This window comes from Cupriavidus sp. 01L415, from assembly GCF_056400065.1.
The window spans coordinates 33,146-51,687 of record NZ_JBFTSP010000035.1; the positions used below are offsets into that span (position 1 = coordinate 33,146).

The following is an 18,542-nucleotide window of genomic DNA, read 5'->3' on the forward strand; positions in this document are numbered from 1 at the left end:
GCGATGGATGGAACATCTTGCTTCCTCCCACTAAAGGGGGGCATCTGTCATGAAAATCCACAACAGATTGCAAACAAATGTCACGTCCGATTGTGCAGTCGAGGGCAGGTGCGGAAAAATGCACGCCTATGAAACGGAATACGCGCGAATGCGTGCATCTGCTGATTGCCGGTCTGCAGCGCGAGGGTCCGCTGCGACGCGATGCGCTGGCCGACACCAGCGGGCTCACGGCCGAGGAAACGACTCGTGCATTGAAGGCGGCGCGGCAGATGAGCGTCGTCGATCATGTGCCCTACGGCCCCGGCACCCTGCCCAACGCCGTGTTCTACCAGCTCACCGGCCGCGAACTGCCGCCCTCGCGCAAGAGCTCCCGCGTGCCACCGGCGCCTGACGACCGCTTCCAGCCACTGCTGGATGCGTGGTGGCACAGCGACGAGCTGGATCGCGCCTGACCGGCGCTCAGTCCACTGGCAACCTGCGCAGTGTGGACGTGCCCTTGCCATGTTCGATGGCGTACAACTGCCGGCGTCCGGCATCGAAGGCGACGCCGCGAATCGACTGGAAGCCCTCCGCCACCACGCTGACCGTACCGTCGGGCGCAATCCGCCGGATCACGCCCTCCCGGCCGCCGGTGAACAGGTCTCCGTTCGGCGCCAGCGCAAACTGGTCGCTGTCGGTCTGGGCCAATACCTTCAGCGTCGATGCCGCGACCGGCACGCGCGAGACCTGCTCCAGGTCCGCCACATAGATCTTGCGCAACGACTGGTCGCCGATATAGAGCACGTTGCCGCGTACGGCCACCCCCACCGGCTTGACCAGCCCCGTCACCAGTTCACGCTCCGTCCCGCGCACGGGCGATACGCTCCGGTCCAGCGTCAGCAGGCTGACGCCGGCGGGCCCCGGCCCCTGCGTGCCGTCTTCGCGGCGTTCGAACCAGCTCACCACATAGGTGTTGGACGATACCGGCCACACGCCGATACGCCGCCGTGCCGGCGCCAGCCCACTGACTTCGCCCGCGACCACCGTGCCCTGCCCCGGCGCGGCCCAGGCGACGCCGCCATCCTTGCCAAATCCAAACCGCGTCACGATGAAACGGCCGTCCGCATCCCGCACGACCTGCCCCAGCCCGGCGCCGCTCGCTGGCGCGGGTGACAGCGTGGCAGCCGTGCTCACGCGGCCATCGTTCGTGCGGGACTGGATGCAATTGCCGGCATCGTCGGTATAAGACACCGCATCCACGGCAGCGCTGTACCAGATGCCGTTGGCCTCGGCGGGCAATGGCGTCTGCGTTGGCCGGCGCTCGACACCCTGCGACGCGCAGGCGGCCAGCACCAGCGCCGCCAGCATGGCTGGCAAGGCGGAAGGCCAGCGGGGTTGGCGCGGCGTCATGCCTTCTGGATGGCTACCGATACAACAGGGGTTTCCGTGAGGGGGGCTTCCGCGCCGTGACAGGCCGCATAGTGATCGCAGCCCTCGCACGACGGCTCGGGACAGGGATGGATGTCCAGTCGCTCGCAGACGCGGTGATAGAAGAACTTCTTCCATTTCATGTCCGTGGTATTGGCTGCGAAAACCGGCTGGAAGACCTGCTCCAGCAACGTGGAGACATCGTGGCGGCCGGACAGGCCCATATCCTGCCAGAGATGCGTGTGGCCAAAGCACCCGGACGCCAGCGCATGCGCGGCCCAGCGGACCTCGGGGCCAATCCGGGCCGGCGTGCGGCCGTCTTCGAGCATCTCGACCAGATCGGCGAATTCGCACGGCAAGGCGTCGGGGTCCTGCGGCGGCACATCGGGCTCCCAGCCCGCCTGGGCCGCACCGGGGAAATAGTGATCGAGCATCTGGCGGAATTCGACCGGCGGCAGCCCGAGCCATTGCGCAAAGCGCGGCAGGCGTCCGGTGCAGGCGGTTTCCAGGACACCCGCCAGCGCCCGGGTCACGGGATCGCCGGGGTGGGCGGCAAAGGCATCGAGCAGCAGCAATGAGCGGTTCATCGACGGGGACTTTCGGAACTCGGCGGGGATATTGTGAAAACGCGGCGCAAACGCGGCGCAAACCCGGTGTGAAAATGGCGGGGACACCTCATATCCCTCACGGCATCGCGGGCCCTGCCTCATCGCAATATATCGACGTATATAACGGTAGTCAAACGTGCATGAGACCTGTCATGCACGCGTCGTGGATCGCGGCAAACGAGGGCAACGAGAGCGGGCAAGACAAGCGCCCCCGACCGGCGGTAACACTTTCATCTCTGCGGAAAAAATCTGCATTTGACATTGCCCGGGTAGCGCATAGGCTGTCTCTGTATGCCTTCTGGACGACACATAGACCATGCGTGCCCCATGGCTGGCCCTGATGTTCGCATCCCTCCTTGCCCTGCCGCTCGCCGGCCGGGCGCAGGCGCCTGCCATCCCCGCTGCCCAGACCGACGCCATTCCCGCGTTCCAGCACGTCGATTCGATGGAAGCCCGCGTGCAGGGCTGCGTCACCTGCCACGGACAGAGCGGCCAGGGCACCAGTAACGGCTACTACCCGCGCATTGCCGGCAAACCCGCCGGCTATCTCTACAACCAGCTCGTTGCCTTCCGCGACGGCACCCGGCGTTATGCGCCGATGAACTACCTCGTCGCCTACCTGCCGGACCCGTATTTGAAGGAGATTGCCGAGTACTTTTCCAAGCAGCGCCCGCCCTTTGCCCCGGCCGAGCCGTCCGGCGCGCCAGCCGCCGCCGTGACGCGCGGCCAGACCCTTGTCACCACCGGCGACGGCAAGCAAGGCATCCCCGCCTGCGCCGCCTGCCACGGCACGGGGCTCACCGGCATGGAGCCGGGCATTCCGGGACTGGTGGGACTGCGGCACGCCTACATCGTCGGCCAGCTCACGCGCTGGAAGGTGGGTGAGCGGCACGCGGCGGAGCCCGATTGCATGAAGCGCATCGCCTCGCGGCTATCCGACGCCGACATCGCGGCCGTGGCGGCATTCCTGTCGCAGCAGCAGCCGCCGAAGGACCCGTCGCCGGAATCGTCCAACCTGGTACGCATGCCGCTGGCGTGCGGCAGCCAGCGGTGAAGCGGAGCAAGCCATGAAAGCGCGCGGGCTGTCTATCCTCCTCATCGGCATCGTGATCCTGGCGGCGGTGGTCGTGCTGGCCCTGCGGCAGACGCATCGCGGGCCGACCGGGAAGCCGGCGCCCGTCACGGCCGCGAGCGGTCCGGCAGCCAGGGGAGCCAGCGCATCCGGCGCGCTCAGCCCGGCCAGCCAGATCATCGTCAAGGGCGAATACCTGGCCCGCGCCGGCGACTGCGTGGCCTGCCACACCGAGCCCAACAACCCGCCGTTCGCGGGTGGCCGCGCCATGGCGACGCCCTTCGGCAACCTCTACGTCCCCAACATCACCCCCGACGACGAAACCGGCATCGGCCAATGGACCGCCGACGACTTCTACCGGATGATGCACACCGGCGTCTCGCGCGACGGCACCCTGCTCTACCCGGCCATGCCGTTCGCCTCGTACACCAAGGTGACGCGCGAGGATTCGGATGCGATCTACGCCTACCTGATGTCCGTCACGCCGGTGAAGCGCAAGAACCATCCGCACGAGTTGCGCTTCCCGTTCAACAAGCGCGAACTGCTGATTGGCTGGCGCACGCTCTACTTCAGGGAGGGCGAATTCCAGCCCGACCCGAAACAGTCGGTGCAGTGGAACCGCGGCGCCTACCTGGTGGAGGGTCTTGGCCACTGCGCGATGTGCCACACGGCCATCAACGCGCTGGGCGGCTCCAGCGAGTCGAAGGAGTTCGAGGGCGGGATGATTCCGAACCAGAACTGGTACGCGCCGTCGCTCACGTCGAACCGCGAGGCGGGGCTGGGCAACTGGCCGCTCCAGGACATCGTCGACCTGCTGCAGGTGGGCGTCTCGCACCGCGCCACCGTCTACGGCCCGATGGCGGAAGTCGTCTACAACAGCCTGCAGTACATGAGCGACGAGGATGTGCAGGCGATGGCCGTCTACCTGAAGGCCCTGCCGCAGCGCGACACCGAACCGCCGCCGCCCACCCAGGAGCATCTGGTGCAGCCGGCCGTGATGGAGGCCGGGCGCAAGATCTACCAGCAGCAATGCGCGATGTGCCATGCCGAGGACGGTAAGGGCCATCCGCCATCGTTCCCGCCGCTGGCGGCCAACCAGTCGATCACGATGCCGTCTCCGGTCAACGCGATCCGCATGGTGCTCAATGGCGGCTACGCGCCGGGCACGCAGAAGAACCCGCGTCCGCACGGCATGCCGCCCTTCTCGCACGTCCTCAACGACGAACAGGCCGCCGCCGTGGTGACTTACATCCGCGTGGCCTGGGGCAATACCGGCACGCCGGTGGCGCCGCCACAGGTCAACGAACTACGCAAGCTCCTCCCCGAGTAGCCGCCATGCCAGATCCGCTGCATCCGATGCATCACGACGAACCGCCTCCGGCCGACCACGACGTGCACCGCGTGGTGAGCGGCGGCCCCACCGGCACCTTTGCCGTGGCCGGCGTGGCCACGGCCATCGTCGTACTGATCTACCTGGCTTTCTACTTCGGCGTGTATGCGCAGCGGGGGCTGATCCAGTGAACGCCACATCGTCAACGCCGGCCACGCCCGACGGCCACCACGCCGAAGCGGTCGCCGTCGCGGCGGAGCGGCGATGGGCCGTGGTGGTGGCGATCATCATCGCCGTGATCATCCTCCTGATGATCTTCGCCGGCGTGCACTGGGCGTCGATGCCGCCTTCGCGCGTGGAGACGGTGAACGTGAAGACGCTGCACCTGGAGGGGGAATTCGTCGAGGGCAACCTCGGCACGGCGGTCGACAGCGACGGCAAGGTGATGGTGCGCCTGGTGGCGCAGCAGTACTCCTTCGAGCCGCAGTGCATCGTGGTGCCGCAAGGCGTGCCCGTGACATTCCGGGGCACCAGCGCCGACGCGATCCACGGCTTCATCGTCGGCACCACCAATGCCAACACCATGCTGGTTCCCGGCTTCGTGGCCACCTTCACCACGACCTTCCCGCGCGCCGGCGAGCAATTGATGCCGTGCCATGAGTACTGCGGCATCGGCCACGAGGCGATGTGGGCGAAGGTGCAGGTCCTGCCACGCGAGGATTTCATGGAGCGTGCCCGCCACGCGGAAAGGATGACCTGTGTTCCTCGCTAGAAAGCTCGTCCTCGCGCATTTCTGGGTGGCCTTCGTGGCCTTCCTCGGCGCCATCCTGCTCGGCGAGTGGCAGATGTTCATCCGCAGTCCGCTGTCGACGTGGGTCAACAATCCCGAGCACTACTACCGGTCCGTCACGGCGCACGGCACGGTCATGGCCTACGTGCTGCCCACGCTGGTGGCGATGGGCTTCGGCTATGCCATCTGCGAACTTGGCCTGAAGCGTCCGCTCGTCGGCCTGCGCTGGGCGTGGGCAGGCTTCTGGCTGGTCATCGCCGGCACCGTGCTCGCGGCGGTGACGATGGGGCTGGGCAAGGCGTCGGTCCTCTATACCTTCTATCCTCCCATAATCGGCAGCCCCTTCTACTACCTTGGCGTGGTGCTGGTGGTGGTCGGCTCGTGGATCTGGGTGGCGTTGATGGCGGTCAACCTGCGTGCCTGGCGGCGCGACAACCCCGGCGCGACGGTGCCGCTCGCGGTGTACGGCACGGTGGCCGGCGCCTACCTGTGGGCGTGGACGTCGCTCGGCGCGGCCATCGAGATACTCGTGCTGATCCTGCCGGCCTCGCTCGGCCTGACCGACACCATCAACGCCGGCCTTGCCCGGGTGTTCTTCTCGTGGACGCTGCACGCCATCGTCTACTTCTGGCTCATTCCCGCCTACGTGGCCTTCTACGCCATCGTCCCGCGCGCCATCGGCGGCAGGCTCTACAGCGACACCATGGGCCGCGTGGCCTTCGCGCTGTTCCTCGTGTTCTCGATGCCCATCGGCATCCACCACCTGTTCGCCGATCCGCAGGTCGGATCAGGCTTCAAGTTCGTCCACGCGGCCATGACGGGGATGGTGTCGGTGCCGACGCTGCTGACCGTCTTCACCATCGTCGCCTCGGTGGAAATCGCGGCCCGCCTGCGCGGCGGCAGCGGCGCCTTCGGCTGGCTGCGCGCGCTGCCGTGGCATAACCCCATGATGCTGGCGGTGACGTTCTCCTTCATCATGCTCGGCTTCGGCGGCGCGGGCGGCATCATCAACATGAGCTACCAGCTCAACGAGTCCATCCACAACACGCAGTGGATCACGGGGCATTTCCACCTGATCTTCGCCGGCGCCATCGTCATCATGTACATGGCGCTCGCCTACGACCTCTGGCCGCAACTGACTGGTCGCGGCCCCCTGCCGGCCGCACTGATGCGGCTCCAGCTCTGGCTCTGGTTCCTCGGCATGCTGGTGCTTTCCCTGCCGTGGCACTGGGTTGGCCTGCTCGGCATGCCGCGTCGCATGGCCTACTACGACTACAGCCATCCGGACCTGCAGCCACAGGCCTGGACCGTGACCGCCTCCACCCTCGGGGGACTGGCGATGGTCATCTCGGCCATCCTCTTCGTTTACATCCTCGCCATCGGCCATCGCCGCCCCCTCGGCACGCCGGCGCCCTATACCTTCAGCGAAACCATCCACCCTGGCGGACGCCCACCTGCGGTCCTCAACGGTTTCGCCCTGTGGGTCGTGATGATGATCGCCCTGACACTGGTCAACTACGGCTACCCCATCGTCCAGCTTGCCGTGCTGGAAAACGCCTCGGTGCCGATCGTGCCGATCGGCAGCCGCTGATCCGCCGCGGCCACCGTCACCGGATACCCGCAATGTCCGAGCAACCCAACTCCTCTCTCGGCGGCAAGTGCGTGCTGGCGCTGGTCGTGCTGACCGTCGTGATGGGGCTGGTCGGCTTCATCTGGCTGCCATCGGTGCAGGGCGATTTCAGCGCGCGCGGGCTCTGGGACGCCATCTGCCGCGCCGCCGGCGTCCCCACGAACTGGAGCGAGGGCGACAAGACACGCGCCAGCCATATCGCCACCAACGTGGTGCTCGACCGCGGCATGGCCCGCGCCGGCTCGGCGGATGTGGTTGGACGCGGCGCCACGCTGGCGCTAAACAACTGCACGATGTGCCACGGCGCGCGCGGGATGACGGCCTCCAACGCGCCCAACCTCGCCGGCCAGTACCCGGAAGTCATCATCAAGCAACTGAATGACTACAAGTCCGGCAAGCGCGGGAGCTCCATCATGGAAACGCTGACCCGCAGGCTGTCGGACCGCGACATCGCCGACCTCGCCGCGTACTACGCCTCGCTGCCCAAGGCGCGCACCGCCCCCACCACCTACGATGAATCCCTGCCCGCGCTGGTGCGCGTGGGCGATCCGCTGCGCAATATCGCACCGTGCATTTCGTGCCATGGCGGGGTCGACCAGAAGTTCGGCGCGCCCTGGCTGGAAGGGATGCCGCACGACTACCTGACCACCGAACTGCGTGCGTTCCGCAATGGCTCGCGGGCCAATGATGCGCAGGGGCAGATGCGGAACATGGCGCGCGCGATGACCGACAAGGAGATCGAGGAGGTCGCGGGGTTCTATGCGCGAAAGGCGGCGGCGGAGGGGCACTAGCACTGGCCCTTGCGCAGGAAAGTCGCGCTGCGCACGCGCAGAGAGGGGAATCGGGAGGATGCCGGCCGCCTCCGCACCAGGCAGGGCCAGGCGGGAGGCGCCGGCGAGGACCTACTACTGGCGCCGGTATGTCGCCTGCATGATCTGCATCCATTCGCCGTTGTCACCCTGCATGAACGAAGTCAGCGTGCGGGTGTTGTCGTCCTGAAACGCGATCACGTCACGGTACTTGGCGCTCTTGCCCGCCACCACATTGCCTTCCGGCGTGAAGGCCGGGCCGTCGGCGCGCAACGTCAGCGTGCGGCCATCGGCCTCCAGGTCGCCTTCGTAGACCCACATATGCGTCATCATCGAGCCGACAAACGTGCCGACGAAATGCTTGCGGGCCGGGTCGTAGCCCAGTGTCATCACGGTGGTCGACAGACCGCACCCGGGCATTTCGCCTTCAGCGCGACACTGCACCCAGACGTCGCCGATCAGGCTTACCTGCTCCGGGATCTTCCACTTCTCGGGCTCGGTCCCCGGGCCCATTTGCGCTTCCCCTTCCCCGATCCATTTGCCCGCCAACTTCTGCAGCCAGCGGTGTTCGTTGGTCGTTTCGGTCTTCATGCGATGGTCTCCTGTGTGCCGCTGATCGATTTGTGTACAGCGTACACAAGAGCTTAGGAGACGAGGTCCGTTGTGTCCAGCGCCGACCCTGCAAAAACCGGCAACATGACAGAAATGTCATGTCGCCGGCTGCCAGGACTGTCAGCAGATGTCGGGAGGATGGCCGGAGAACGGCCGGGAAAAGGGCCGGGAGAGAGGCCTGCGAGGGATTACTGAGGCAGCCGGACTTTCGGCACGATGAACTGGTTACCCGGCGCCCGCATGACATCGCACTGGGCCTCGCCCGTGCGCGACTCGCCAGCCTGGGTCATGAACTCGATGTTGCCGACCACGCTGTACACGTCTTCCGCCACGCGGCGCGTGGTGCCGCGGATCCAGCGGAAATGTCCGGGGTTCGGCAGTGCGGCCTTGACCGCGTTCATGCAGGCAACGGGCGCCTCGGGGGCTTCGGGCTTGCCACCGCGCTGGCCCAGTTCGATGTTGACGGGGGCATCGGCGGCGGATGCCGTGGCCGTGGCGGCTGTGGCCGGGATCGCGACGGCAATCGCGATCATCGGCAATGTCATGGCAGCCAGCGCCGCCAGCACGCGGCGCGCTTGGGTCGGCAGTGTCATGAGGAAAACTCCGGGGGTAAAAAAACGGCCGGCACACGTGAAGCGTGCCGGCCGGGCGCTATTGTACTGCGGCCATCAGACGGACATGTCCTTGGCCTCCGGCTTGTGGTCGTCGAACCAGCGGTAGAGCGTCGGCACCATCACCAGCGTCAGCAACGTCGATGTGATCAGGCCGCCGATCACCACCACGGCCAGCGGGCGCTGCACCTCGGAACCGGGGCCCGACGAGAACAGGAACGGCACCAGGCCCAGCATGGCAATCGTCGCTGTCATCATCACGGGGCGGAAGCGCTGCGTCGCGCCCCGCACCACCGCATTGCGCAGCGACATGCCGGATTCCCGTAGCGTGCGGATGTACGACACCAGCACCACCCCGTTCAGCACCGCCATGCCCCACAGCGCGATAAAGCCCACCGACGCCGGCACGGAGAGATATTCGCCCGTGACGAACAGCCCGATGATCCCGCCGATCGATGCGAACGGCAGCACCGTGATGATCAGCGTGGCATAGCGCAACGAGTTGAACAGCAGGAACAGCAGGAAGAAGATCGCGGCGATGGTGATCGGCACGATGATCTTCAGGTGGCCCATGGCGCGCTCCATGTTCTGGAACTGGCCGCCCCACTCGAAGTAGTACCCCTCGGGCAGCTTGACCTTGCTCTCGGTCGCGCTCTGCAGCTCGGCCACAAAGCCGCCTAGGTCGCGATCCTTCACGTTGATCATCACCACCACACGCCGCTTGGCCATTTCCCGGCTGATCTGCGCCGGACCGTCGCTCACCTCGATCTTCGCCACGCTTTGCAGCGGCACCTGCACGCCGTCCGGCGCGGGCACCAGCAACTGGCGGATGGCCTGAACGTTGTCGCGGAAGTCCTCCGGCAGGCGCACGGCCGCCGCAAAGCGCCGCTCGCCTTCGAAGATGTCCGTGGCGCGCTTGCCGCCGATGGCGATCTCGATGATGTCGTGGATATCCGAAACGTTCAGCCCGTAGCGCGCAATCGCCTGGCGGTCGATTTCGATCGACAGGTATTGCTGCCCGGAAATCCGCTCGATCCGGATGTCCTGCGACCCCTGGATGCCACCCGCCACGCGGGCGATCTCGCCAGCCAGGTCGCGCAGCTTGTCGAGGTCGTCGCCGAAGATCTTCACCGCCACGTCGGACCGCACGCCACTGACCATCTCGTCCACGCGGTCGGAGATCGGCTGCGCCATCACGATCTGCACGCCCGGAATGGCCTTGAGCTTCTCGCGGATGGCGTTGGCGATGTCGTCCTGCGTCCAGCCGTCGGGCCACTCGTCGCGGTCCTTCAGGCTGGCGATCGGCGTGGACTCGTTCTGGCCCTGCGGATCGGCCGGGCTCTCGCCGCGACCCACACCGGACACCACCGACTTCACGCCGGGCACCTCCAGCACCAGCTTGTTGGCCTGCTTCTCGAGCTTGATCGATTCCTCCAGCGAAATATTCGGCACGCGGTCGATCGCCGGCACGATGGAGCCTTCCTTCATCTCCGGGATGAACGACGTCCCCAGCAGCGGCACGATCAGCAGCGTGGCGATGAACACCCCCACCGCCGACAGCACGGTCTTCTTGCTGTTGGCCAGCGCCCAGTGCAGCATGCGCAGGTAGTGACGCTTCATGAATGCGATCAGGCGCGTGTCATGCTCCGCACCGCCCTTGAGCAGGTACGACGACAGCACCGGCGAGAGCGTCAGCGACAGGAACAGCGAGATCGCCAGCGCAATCGAGATCGTAAAGGCCAGCGGGGCGAACATCTTGCCTTCCATGCCGGAGAGCGTCATCAGCGGCAGGAACACCAGGATGATGATGCCCACGCCCACGATCACCGGCGTGGCCACCTCCTGCACCGCCTTGACCAGGATCTCCGTCCTGGTGAGCCCGCTCTTGTCGGCATGCCCCAGCCGCTCGAACGCGTTTTCCACGACCACCACGGACCCGTCCACCATCAGGCCGATGGCGATGGCCAGCCCCCCCAGTGACATCAGGTTGGCGGACAGCCCCATCCTGTTCATCACGATGAAGGTTAGCAATGGCGTCAGCACCAGCGTGGCCAGCACGATCACCGACGAGCGCACGTCCCCGAGGAACAGGAACAGCACGATCACCACCAGCACCACGCCTTCCAGCAGCACCTTGGTCACCGTCCACAACGCGGCGTCAACCAGCTCGCTGCGGTCGTAGTACGGCACGATCTGCAGCTTGCCGGGGAGCATGCCGCGATCGTTGATCTCGGCCACGCGGGCCTTCACGCGGCTCACCACTTCCTTCGCATTGCCGCCGCGCATCATCATGACGATGCCGCCCACGGCCTCCGTCTCGCCGTTCTTGACCAGCGCGCCCTGCCGCACCTCATGGCCGATGGTGACCTGCGCCACGTCGCGCAGATAGACCGGCGTGCCGTCGATCTCCTTCAGCACGATGCTGCCCAGGTCGTCGACGCCACGTGCCAGGCCCACGCCGCGGATCAGATATTGCTCCGCGTAGTGCGGCAGCACGCCGCCGCCGGAGTTGGCGTTGTTGCGCGCCAGGGCCTGGTAGACCTGCTGGATATTGACCCCGTAGTGGCGCATCCGCTCCGGGTTGACCAGTGCCTGATACTGCCGCACGTAGCCACCCTGCGAGTTGATTTCCGCCACGCCCGGGATCGAGCGCAGCAGCGGACGCACCACCCAGTCCTGGGCGATGCGGCGCTCGGCCAGCTCTTCCTGCGTGAGTTCGCGGTTGCCGTCGTCGACGCGGTCCAGCGTGTACTGGTAGACCTCGCCCAGGCCCGTGGAAACGGGACCGAGCACCGGCGTCACGTCCTGCGGCATGCGGCCGGACACCTCGATCAGCCGCTCCATGACCAGCTGCCTCGCAAAATAGACGTCGGTCTTGTCCGTGAACACCAGCGTGATCAGCGACAGGCCCGCCTTGTTCAGCGAGCGCATTTCCTCCAGGCCGGGCAGGCCCGTCATGGACATTTCGATCGGTACGGTGACAAAGCGCTCGACCTCTTCCGGCGAGCGCCCCGTGGCTTCCGTGGCGATCTGCACCTGGACGTTGGTCACGTCCGGGAACGCATCGACCGACAGCTTGCCGGCGGCGCGCAGACCGAAGAAGAACAGCACCACGGCAATCACGCACACCACCAGCCGCTGCTTGATCGCGGCTTCAACCAGGGATGTCATCATGGCCGATTACCCCTGTTCCAGGCGCTTGCGCTCGTTGTCCAGGTGGAAGGCGCCCTCCACGACCACGCGGTCGCCGGGCTTGATGCCGCCCCGCACCACGCGCATGCCGTCGCTCTCGGCGCCCAGCTTCACCTTGGTGAGCCGGTACTGGCCATCCGTCGTTTCCACGTACACCTGCTCGTCGTTGCCATCGCGCACCACCGCGGATTCCGGCACCACCAGCTGATCCACCGGCTGGCCGGCAATCAGCATGCTGGCCAGCATGGCGGGCTTCAGGCGGCCGTCCTTGTTCTCGACCTCGGTGCGGACCAGCACCGTGCGCGATTGCGGGTTCACCGTGCGGCCCACGTAGATCAGCTTGCCGGTGATCGGGTCCGCGCCGTTGCCCAGCGACGGCACCTCGATGTCCACCTTCTGGCCTTCGGCCACCTGCGCGGCCTGCTGCTCGGGCACCTCGGCCACCACCCACACGCGCGACAGGTCCGCCACGGTGTACAGCGCGTCGGCCGGCTGCACCACCTGGCCCTGCGCCACATTGCGCTCCACCACAGTGCCCTGGATGCTGGAGAACACCGGCGAGTAGGAATCGATGCTGCCGTTCCTGGCCAGCGCGGAGACCGCCGCCGCCGACATGCCCAGCACGCGCAGCTGATCGCGGTACGCACGCATCTCGGCGGCGGCAATCGCGTACTCGCTCTCGCGCCGCTGCAGTTCGCCGCGGCCGATCACATCGGCGGCAAACAGCTGGCGTGCGCGTTCCGCATTGCGCGCCTGCAGTTCGTTCTGGGCCTCGGCCTTCAGGAACGCCATCTGCGCGGCGCCCAGCTCGCTGCTGTGCAGGCGGGCAAGCACCTGGCCGGCCTTGACCTCCTGGCCGAGCACGGCATAGAGATCGGTCACGCGGCCAGTGACGCTGGCGCCAATGCGCGACACGCGTTGTTCGTCGAAATCGATCCGGCCCGCCACGCGCAGCATCTCGCTGAATGGGGACGTGGCCACGGGCGCCACCTTGAGCGTGCGCTGCAGGTTGGCCTCGGGCTTGACGATGCCCGGTGGCAGCTTGGGCGGCTCGGCAGCCGGCGCGGGATCTTTGGAGCAAGCAGCCACGGACATCAGCATGACCGCGGCGGCTGTGAGGGAAAGCAGGAAATGGGGGCGCATGATCAGTTCGGATTCGGGGAGACGGGCAGCGACGGCGCGGGGCCGGCAGGCGTGCCGGGCGCGGTCGACATCAGCTTTTCAATCTGGATGGCGGCGACTTGCTGCTCGTACTGCGCGGCAATCAGTTCGCTGCGGGCATTGCGCAGCACCCGCTGCGCATCGAGATAGTCGAGAATCCCGCGCTCGCCAAAGCGGTACGCGGCCTCGGCCACGCCCAGCGCGGACTCGGCCTCGCGAACGATGCCGGATTCCAGCGCGGTGACCTGGGCTTGCGTGATCTCGTACTGGCGGTACGCGGTTTCCAGTTCCTGCGCGAGTTCGAACTCGCGGGCTTCCAGCGCGGTGCGGGCCTGCGTGGCCTGCGCGGTCGCCTCGCCCACCGGGCCGCTGCGGCGGTCCCACAGCGGGATCGTCATCACCAGGCCGATCTGCGAGACGTTGTTATCCGGCTGCCGATCCGTGCTGGCGCGGACCGCCACCTCGGGCCAGCGCAGCGAGCGCTGGTAGTCCACGCCCAGTCGGGCGCGCTCCAGCTCCATGCGGCGCTGATTCAGTTCGGCATTGCCCGCCTGCATGGTGTCCCGCAGGATCGGCAACGGCGGCACCTCGGGCGCACGGCCCAGGTTGCCGGCGAGGCCAAAATGGGCGGGCATGCCGCCGCCCACTTGCTGGCGGAGCGTGGCCTTGGCCTGGTCGACGCGCAACTCGGCCGTCTGCTGCGTCTTCTGCGCGGCCAGCAGCTCGGTTTCGGCCTTGATCAGTTCATAGCGCGGCGCCTCACCTACTTCCACCCGCACTTTCGCGCGCTCCTGGATCTGCCGCATCAGCGTCAGATCTTCCTTCGCCGCGGCCAATTCGGTCTCGCGACGCAGCACCTGGTAGTAGGACACCTTCACGCGCGCGGCCAGATCGCTGCGGAAGCTCTGGCGCAGCGCCTCGGAGGCCTCCAGCCCGCGCCCGGCAATCGCTTCGCGCAGGCTGCGCTGCTGCGGGTAGTCGAACTTCTGGACGATGGCATACGACGGCGCGTTGCCGCTGGTCACGCCCGGCTGCTTGCCGGAGAGCCGCCCGTACATCACCTCCACCTGCGGATTGGGATACGCGCGCGCACTGGTGATGGCGGCGGTAGCGGCATCGACATTGGCCTGCGCGGCATCGACGCCCTTGTTGGTGGACTGGGCCAGCGACAGCAGCTGGTGCAGGTCGAACGTTTCGGCGGCCGGCGTCACCGCCCGGGGCGGCGTGGCGGGGCGCGCGGGCGCGGTCGTCGGAGCTACGGCAGGGGCGGCGCGGGTCACCGGGGTGGCCGGGGCGCCGCCTGGCGCGAGCTGCGCGGCCCAAGCCGGCGCCGCCACAAACGACAGCGACGCGACCCAAGTCAGCGTTTTATTGGTCTTCATGTCGGAAAAAGTCGAGCGATACGGCTGCCCGACGCCACCACGACGGCCATGCCGCACGGCCGGCAGGAACCGGCAGGGATGGCAGGCATCAGCCCGTGACGACAAAGGTCACGGACACGCGGGAGCGCTCAGGGGCAATGAGGACGATCCGCCGGGTGGTCAGGCCACGCGGCGGATGCCGGAACGGTCAGGCGAGGAGATTGGGCGGCCGGAACAGGCCTTCGGGCTGGGGCGCACTGCGCCCCGGGAGCACTTGCGCCACGTCTTCGACAGACTGGGCGAGCTTCAGCGTGGGAACGTCGAACAGCGCACTGGACTCTTCGATTTCGTCGAGCAGGTCCAGCGGATCGAGCAGATCGGCCGACCAGATATTGCAGTAGCCGGGCGGCGGGCCGTTATCGGCCAGCGCGTCGGCATCCGGGTCCAGGCCGCCGTCGCCGGGCAGCACGATCTGCGAGAGATCGTCGCCGGTGGCCAGCATGGCGTAGTCCGGCGCGGCGTCCGCCGTCACGATCGCCTCCACGGCCTGCGGCGTAGCCGCGCGCACGTTCGCCGCTGCCGAAAACGACAGCGCGGACAGGCACAAGGCGGTCAGCAGGAAGAGGAGGAAACGCATCAAATCGGGGGCGGATGACGGGGTGCAGCGCATGCCGCAGCACATGGGCGAAAGTCGCGTGATCGTTTCGTAACGCTCACGCCAGCTGGATTGCTGCGGTACAGCATTGTAACCGAACGCAACAATTGACCGGTCAGCAGGCAGGGAGTTCCGCATCCAGAGCGTGACAGGCGCGCGGGGCTCGCCCGAATCGACCGGCGCCAGTGGGTTGGCTGGCGAGGATTCCGAGGCCGCTGGCATGGAAGCCGGCCATGCCGGTCTCCCCCGTCGACCGATGCGCATTGGACCGCAACGATCCCGCCACCGATAATGGCCGGCTCCACACATATCCAACCCTTCTCATCGATCCCTCCCGCATGCCGAGCGTCACTACCCGCCGACTGAGCCGTCTGAACCGTCTGGCTGCCTGCCTGTGTCTGGTCCTGTCTCCGCTGGCCCGGGCCAGCGATATCAGCTGCGAGCCACCGCCCGCCACCTGCGCCGGCGCGGCCGCCAGCACGCCGGCGTGCGCACCCCGCCCTGCCGAGCGCCTGATTTGTGATCATGCCCTGCTGTCGATGGGCTATGCGCGCATTTATGCGGACCAGCAACGCCTGCTCAAGACCGGCGCCGTCTCCGACGCCGAGATCGCCACATTCCGCAAGAAGCGCGACGCCTGCACGACGCTCGATTGCCTGGACACGGTGTTTTCCGACTGGAAGCGGTTGGCGGCGGAACGCAAGGCAGCCGCACGCCGATAGCTGGCCGGCAGTCCACCCGTCCCACCCCATCGCCACCCGCCGATGTGCCGATGTGCCGATGTGCCGATGTGCCGATGTGCCGATGTGCCGATGCGTCGATGCGTCGATGCGTCGATGCGCCGATAAGCCGCCTGCCTTGGCGCAACGACTATTGGCACTGCCTATGAAGCCGATAACGGATCGGTCTTGGACGCTATCGCTCGAATCCCGCATGATCGGACCATTGGTTTTTTCCCCGCAATGGAGCTCTCCATGAAGTCCGCCCTCCTCGCCCTCTGCGGCGCGGCCTCCCTTCTCGCCTCACTCTCCGCCATCGCCGGCCCCGATTTTGCCGTGATCGAACGTGCCCGCGCCGAGGCCCAGCATCGCCACGCCCGGGCCCAGCAACCCGCCTGCGACGTCACCGCCACCAGCGCCCCCCAGGCGGCCCCCGTCAAGGCCAGCTAAGAGGCAATCCCCCGCCTCCCGCCGCACCCGTCGGCGGCGACATGGCTCCTGCGCACGAACCTCATCGATAATGCGTTTCGACACGGACACCGGACTTCCCGGCGGCCGGCGCCGACATCGCACGATCATTCGGGAGCCATGGCTCTCGTCACGAGGAGACACCGCATGACCCGTACCGTCGCCGAAAAGCGCGCCGCCTTTCGCGCCCTGCATGCCGCCGGCTGCTTCGTGCTGCCGAATCCCTGGGATGTCGGCAGCGCGCTGTACCTGCAAACGCTCGGCTTCCAGGCCTTGGCCACGACAAGTTCCGGCCTCGCATGGTCCGTGGGACATGCTGACAACAGCTTGTCCCGCGACGCCGTCCTGGCACACCTTCGCGAGATCGTCGCCGCCACGGACCTGCCCGTCAACGCGGACTTCGAGAATGGCTTCGGTGCCGATGCCGCGGGCGTGGCGGAGAGCGTCGCGCTGGCGATCGATACCGGCGTGGCGGGGCTCTCCATCGAGGATTCGACCGGCAACGCCGCCGACCCGCTCTTCCCTATCGACGTCGCCGTGGAACGGCTCAAGGCTGCGCGCCGCGCCATCGACGCAGCAGGTGGTGATACCCTGCTAGTAGGCCGTGCGGAGAACTTCTTTGCCGGCCGCCCCGATCTTGACGACACCATCCGGCGACTCCAGGCCTACGCGGCCGCCGGGGCCGATTGCCTGTATGCGCCGGGCATCAAGACGCGCGAACAGATTGCGGCCGTGGTGGCGGCCGTGGCGCCGAAACCGGTCAACCTGCTGATCGGGTCCACATCGGACCTCACGCTGGAGGACGTCGCGGCGCTTGGCGTGCGCCGGATCAGCGTGGGCGGCGCGTTGGCAAGGTCGGCCTGGGGAGGATTCATGCGCGCCGCACAGTCGCTCGCGCTTGGCCGCTTCGATGGCTTCGAGGGCGCGGCGGCAGGCGCCGAGCTCAACGCTCTCTTCCGCGACCGCGCGTGATCTACGGCGCGTGTCCGGCGCCCTGACTAGCATCCGCCACGAAATCGATAAAGCGCCGGACGCGCACCGGGATCTGGGTGCGATGCGGGTAATACATATAGAGGCCGATATTGTTGCTGTCGTACGCCTTCAGGATCGACACCAGCCGGCCCGCCGCCAGATGGTCGTGCACCATATAGGCCGATAGCTGCCCGATGCCCATGCCCGCGCGCACGGCATCGATCTCGGTCTCCACGTCGTTGAAGGTCACCACGGCGGGCACGTCCCGGAACACCAGGTCGCCGTCGATGCTCAATTCCCACGGCACCATGCGGCCCGTCGCCGGGCGGCGGAAACCGGTGCAGGCATGCTTGCCCAGATCGTCGATCGTCTTCGGCTCGCCGTGCCGCGCCAGGTATTCGGGCGACGCGCAGATGATCAGCGGCAGATCGCGCAGCCGCCTTGCCACGAGGTTCTGGCCGGGACTGGTGCCGGCGCGAAAGCCGACATCGATCTTGGCCTCCACGAGATCGGTAAAGAGATCGCTCAGCACCAGGTCGAAGCTGATGCCCGGATACTGCTCGCGAAACGCCTTCATCATCGGCACCAGCAACCGGCTGCCCACGGACGGCGGCGCCGTCAGGCGGATCAGGCCGTCGAACTCGCTGCGGGCGGTGCGGACCTGCTCCAGTGCCTCGTCGAGTTGCCGCAGGCCGGGATCGGCCAGTTCGAACAACCGCGCGCCCTCATGGGTCAGGCTCAGCTTGCGGGTGGTCCGATGCAGCAGCCGCACGCCGAGGTCTTCCTCGAGCGTACGCACCGCCTTGCTGACGGCCTGCGGCGTGATGCCGGCGTCGACGGCAGCCTGCGCAAAGCTCTTCGCGCGCACCACTCCCAGAAACAGCGTCAGCACCCGGGCCTTGTCCATGATTTGCAACCAGCGGTTGTGAATAAGGCAGGATAGTACGCCGGGCCTCCCGAATGACCACGGCACCTGCGCAAGCCCCGGAGTTAAGTCCTGAGCTTTACCCACAAGCTTGGCTCGCTATCCCGAATTAAAGATACGGAACATCTCTGTGATTTCGTGCAAGACGAGGAAGCCTCGCCAGATGACGGTAGCGCCGGGCGGAGGATCGTTGCGGCGATTCAGGTAGCCGCCAAGGGTG

19 protein-coding genes are annotated in these 18,542 nt (G+C 66.9%); 10 read left to right on the top strand and 9 right to left on the bottom strand.

What is annotated here, in order from left to right; genetic code table 11:
- Positions 1 to 128 precede the first annotated feature (128 nt).
- Positions 129 to 452, top strand: coding sequence for a hypothetical protein (locus AC1DOX_RS27700; protein ID WP_441624368.1), 324 nt, complete (start codon positions 129 to 131; stop codon positions 450 to 452).
- Between the two features lie 7 nt (positions 453 to 459).
- Here AC1DOX_RS27700 and AC1DOX_RS27705 read toward each other — a convergent pair whose 3' ends face one another.
- Both AC1DOX_RS27705 and AC1DOX_RS27710 read right to left on the bottom strand, forming a co-directional pair.
- Positions 460 to 1,389: a hypothetical protein gene (locus AC1DOX_RS27705; RefSeq protein WP_441624370.1), complete on the bottom strand. Its 930-nt coding sequence runs from the start codon at positions 1,387 to 1,389 to the stop codon at positions 460 to 462.
- Positions 1,386 to 1,994, bottom strand: a complete 609-nt coding sequence (locus AC1DOX_RS27710) for a nitrogen fixation protein NifQ (RefSeq protein WP_441624372.1) — start codon at positions 1,992 to 1,994, stop codon at positions 1,386 to 1,388. Before AC1DOX_RS27710 ends, AC1DOX_RS27705 begins: the two co-directional genes overlap by 4 nt.
- Positions 1,995 to 2,331: 337 nt before the next feature.
- Between AC1DOX_RS27710 and AC1DOX_RS27715 the strand changes: the two genes are divergently transcribed.
- From AC1DOX_RS27715 to AC1DOX_RS27740, 6 genes are read left to right on the top strand one after another with little or no spacing between them, the layout of a single operon-like run.
- Positions 2,332 to 3,069 carry a c-type cytochrome gene (locus AC1DOX_RS27715; RefSeq protein ID WP_441624374.1) on the top strand — a complete coding sequence of 246 codons (738 nt, stop codon included), beginning with the start codon at positions 2,332 to 2,334 and terminating at the stop codon, positions 3,067 to 3,069.
- A 13-nt stretch (positions 3,070 to 3,082) separates the two neighbouring features.
- Positions 3,083 to 4,417, top strand: a complete 1,335-nt coding sequence (locus AC1DOX_RS27720; protein WP_441624376.1) for a c-type cytochrome — start codon at positions 3,083 to 3,085, stop codon at positions 4,415 to 4,417.
- Between the two features lie 5 nt (positions 4,418 to 4,422).
- Positions 4,423 to 4,608, top strand: coding sequence for a hypothetical protein (locus AC1DOX_RS27725; protein ID WP_092137708.1), 186 nt, complete (start codon positions 4,423 to 4,425; stop codon positions 4,606 to 4,608).
- The gene (locus tag AC1DOX_RS27730; protein ID WP_441624378.1) at positions 4,605 to 5,189 is read left to right on the top strand and encodes a cupredoxin domain-containing protein; all 585 of its coding nucleotides are present in this window, start codon (positions 4,605 to 4,607) and stop codon (positions 5,187 to 5,189) included. The genes AC1DOX_RS27725 and AC1DOX_RS27730 overlap by 4 nt, the downstream gene beginning before the upstream one ends.
- Positions 5,176 to 6,798: a cbb3-type cytochrome c oxidase subunit I gene (locus AC1DOX_RS27735; RefSeq protein WP_441624380.1), complete on the top strand. Its 1,623-nt coding sequence runs from the start codon at positions 5,176 to 5,178 to the stop codon at positions 6,796 to 6,798. Before AC1DOX_RS27730 ends, AC1DOX_RS27735 begins: the two co-directional genes overlap by 14 nt.
- Positions 6,799 to 6,830: 32 nt before the next feature.
- Positions 6,831 to 7,628, top strand: a complete 798-nt coding sequence (locus tag AC1DOX_RS27740; protein WP_441624382.1) for a c-type cytochrome — start codon at positions 6,831 to 6,833, stop codon at positions 7,626 to 7,628.
- 114 nt (positions 7,629 to 7,742) lie between these two features.
- Here AC1DOX_RS27740 and AC1DOX_RS27745 read toward each other — a convergent pair whose 3' ends face one another.
- From AC1DOX_RS27745 to AC1DOX_RS27770, 6 genes are all read right to left on the bottom strand, one after another.
- Positions 7,743 to 8,237 carry a DUF1579 domain-containing protein gene (locus AC1DOX_RS27745; protein WP_441624384.1) on the bottom strand — a complete coding sequence of 165 codons (495 nt, stop codon included), beginning with the start codon at positions 8,235 to 8,237 and terminating at the stop codon, positions 7,743 to 7,745.
- Between the two features lie 209 nt (positions 8,238 to 8,446).
- Positions 8,447 to 8,851: a DUF2880 domain-containing protein gene (locus tag AC1DOX_RS27750; RefSeq protein WP_441624386.1), complete on the bottom strand. Its 405-nt coding sequence runs from the start codon at positions 8,849 to 8,851 to the stop codon at positions 8,447 to 8,449.
- 75 nt (positions 8,852 to 8,926) lie between these two features.
- A complete protein-coding gene (locus AC1DOX_RS27755; protein ID WP_441624388.1) occupies positions 8,927 to 12,043 on the bottom strand; it encodes an efflux RND transporter permease subunit in 3,117 nt (1,038 codons plus the stop codon).
- 6 nt (positions 12,044 to 12,049) lie between these two features.
- A complete protein-coding gene (locus tag AC1DOX_RS27760) occupies positions 12,050 to 13,204 on the bottom strand; it encodes an efflux RND transporter periplasmic adaptor subunit (protein WP_441624390.1) in 1,155 nt (384 codons plus the stop codon).
- A gap of 2 nt (positions 13,205 to 13,206) precedes the next feature.
- A complete protein-coding gene (locus AC1DOX_RS27765; protein ID WP_477112641.1) occupies positions 13,207 to 14,604 on the bottom strand; it encodes a TolC family protein in 1,398 nt (465 codons plus the stop codon).
- A gap of 187 nt (positions 14,605 to 14,791) precedes the next feature.
- Positions 14,792 to 15,220, bottom strand: a complete 429-nt coding sequence (locus tag AC1DOX_RS27770) for an auxiliary protein of the heavy metal cation-transporting efflux system HmyCBA (protein ID WP_441624394.1) — start codon at positions 15,218 to 15,220, stop codon at positions 14,792 to 14,794.
- A 356-nt stretch (positions 15,221 to 15,576) separates the two neighbouring features.
- Here AC1DOX_RS27770 and AC1DOX_RS27775 point away from each other — a divergent pair, with 356 nt between their 5' ends.
- The 3 genes from AC1DOX_RS27775 (at position 15,577) to AC1DOX_RS27785 (ending at position 17,397) form a co-directional block, all read left to right on the top strand.
- The gene (locus AC1DOX_RS27775; protein WP_441624396.1) at positions 15,577 to 15,960 is read left to right on the top strand and encodes a hypothetical protein; all 384 of its coding nucleotides are present in this window, start codon (positions 15,577 to 15,579) and stop codon (positions 15,958 to 15,960) included.
- Between the two features lie 252 nt (positions 15,961 to 16,212).
- On the top strand, positions 16,213 to 16,407 hold the full coding sequence (locus tag AC1DOX_RS27780) for a hypothetical protein (protein WP_092137700.1): 195 nt from the start codon (positions 16,213 to 16,215) through the stop codon (positions 16,405 to 16,407).
- A 165-nt stretch (positions 16,408 to 16,572) separates the two neighbouring features.
- Entirely contained in the window at positions 16,573 to 17,397 is an 825-nt protein-coding gene (locus tag AC1DOX_RS27785; RefSeq protein ID WP_477101610.1) for an isocitrate lyase/PEP mutase family protein, read from the top strand.
- Position 17,398: 1 nt separating this feature from the next.
- Here the strand turns inward: AC1DOX_RS27785 and AC1DOX_RS27790 are convergent, their stop codons facing one another.
- Positions 17,399 to 18,304: a LysR family transcriptional regulator gene (locus AC1DOX_RS27790; protein WP_441624400.1), complete on the bottom strand. Its 906-nt coding sequence runs from the start codon at positions 18,302 to 18,304 to the stop codon at positions 17,399 to 17,401.
- Positions 18,305 to 18,542: the final 238 nt, after the last annotated feature.

Excerpts from the sequence above, each read along its gene's own strand:
- AC1DOX_RS27700 (WP_441624368.1), top strand. The coding sequence starts at position 129 with ATGAAACGGAATACGCGCGAATGCGTGCATCTGCTGATTGCCGGTCTG.
- AC1DOX_RS27705 (WP_441624370.1), bottom strand. The coding sequence starts at position 1,389 with ATGACGCCGCGCCAACCCCGCTGGCCTTCCGCCTTGCCAGCCATGCTG.
- AC1DOX_RS27710 (WP_441624372.1), bottom strand. The coding sequence starts at position 1,994 with ATGAACCGCTCATTGCTGCTGCTCGATGCCTTTGCCGCCCACCCCGGC.
- AC1DOX_RS27715 (WP_441624374.1), top strand. The coding sequence starts at position 2,332 with ATGCGTGCCCCATGGCTGGCCCTGATGTTCGCATCCCTCCTTGCCCTG.
- AC1DOX_RS27720 (WP_441624376.1), top strand. The coding sequence starts at position 3,083 with ATGAAAGCGCGCGGGCTGTCTATCCTCCTCATCGGCATCGTGATCCTG.
- AC1DOX_RS27725 (WP_092137708.1), top strand. The coding sequence starts at position 4,423 with ATGCCAGATCCGCTGCATCCGATGCATCACGACGAACCGCCTCCGGCC.
- AC1DOX_RS27740 (WP_441624382.1), top strand. The coding sequence starts at position 6,831 with ATGTCCGAGCAACCCAACTCCTCTCTCGGCGGCAAGTGCGTGCTGGCG.
- AC1DOX_RS27745 (WP_441624384.1), bottom strand. The coding sequence starts at position 8,237 with ATGAAGACCGAAACGACCAACGAACACCGCTGGCTGCAGAAGTTGGCG.
- AC1DOX_RS27750 (WP_441624386.1), bottom strand. The coding sequence starts at position 8,851 with ATGACACTGCCGACCCAAGCGCGCCGCGTGCTGGCGGCGCTGGCTGCC.
- AC1DOX_RS27755 (WP_441624388.1), bottom strand. The coding sequence starts at position 12,043 with ATGATGACATCCCTGGTTGAAGCCGCGATCAAGCAGCGGCTGGTGGTG.
- AC1DOX_RS27760 (WP_441624390.1), bottom strand. The coding sequence starts at position 13,204 with ATGCGCCCCCATTTCCTGCTTTCCCTCACAGCCGCCGCGGTCATGCTG.
- AC1DOX_RS27765 (WP_477112641.1), bottom strand. The coding sequence starts at position 14,604 with ATGAAGACCAATAAAACGCTGACTTGGGTCGCGTCGCTGTCGTTTGTG.
- AC1DOX_RS27770 (WP_441624394.1), bottom strand. The coding sequence starts at position 15,220 with ATGCGTTTCCTCCTCTTCCTGCTGACCGCCTTGTGCCTGTCCGCGCTG.
- AC1DOX_RS27775 (WP_441624396.1), top strand. The coding sequence starts at position 15,577 with ATGCCGAGCGTCACTACCCGCCGACTGAGCCGTCTGAACCGTCTGGCT.
- AC1DOX_RS27780 (WP_092137700.1), top strand. The coding sequence starts at position 16,213 with ATGAAGTCCGCCCTCCTCGCCCTCTGCGGCGCGGCCTCCCTTCTCGCC.
- AC1DOX_RS27785 (WP_477101610.1), top strand. The coding sequence starts at position 16,573 with ATGACCCGTACCGTCGCCGAAAAGCGCGCCGCCTTTCGCGCCCTGCAT.
- AC1DOX_RS27790 (WP_441624400.1), bottom strand. The coding sequence starts at position 18,304 with ATGGACAAGGCCCGGGTGCTGACGCTGTTTCTGGGAGTGGTGCGCGCG.